Raw genomic sequence first — 532 nt, 5'->3', positions numbered from 1 at the left:
GCCAATCTTAAGAAGCATCAGCGCCTTTTTGCACTCAGCGGCTCCATTGCACTTCATAACATTGATTTCGGCATTTTCGCCTGTTTCCTTCAGACATTCTAACACTGCCGCCGTCACGCCGCCGCCGTTGCCAAAACGTTTTCCGAATACAGAGCCCTGCTGAAGCGTATTCTCTTCCGGCTCTAAATCCACGCCCTTTGCAACCATCATGGCGTGGGCCTCGCCCAGCGTCATGGCATAATCCGCGTTATCCTTGATATTTAAATCCAGAGTCTCGCTCTTCTTTGCGATACACGGCCCGATGAAGACGGTAATGGTCTCCGGATCCTGCGCCTAAAACATTCTGGACACAGCACACATCGGGGATACCGTTGTTGACATATGATCCAGAAGCATCGGATAATGCTGTTTGATCATGTTGACGAAAGCCGGACAGCAGGAAGTCGTCATCTTCTTCCCCTCTTTATAGGCCTCCGCCCACTCGGCCGCTTCCGCCGCCGCAGTTAAGTCACCGCCTAAGGCTACCTCCACC

At 52.6% G+C, this 532-nt stretch carries 1 pseudogene; it reads right to left on the bottom strand.

The annotated features are described in order from the left end of the window. A pseudogene (locus NE664_13160) lies at positions 1–532 on the bottom strand (ferredoxin).

Source organism: Anaerotignum faecicola, assembly GCA_024460105.1.
Lineage (GTDB): Bacteria > Bacillota > Clostridia > Lachnospirales > Anaerotignaceae > JANFXS01.
The sequence above is the reverse complement of the archived record's forward strand: the minus strand, read 5'-3'. Positions and strand labels throughout refer to the sequence as shown.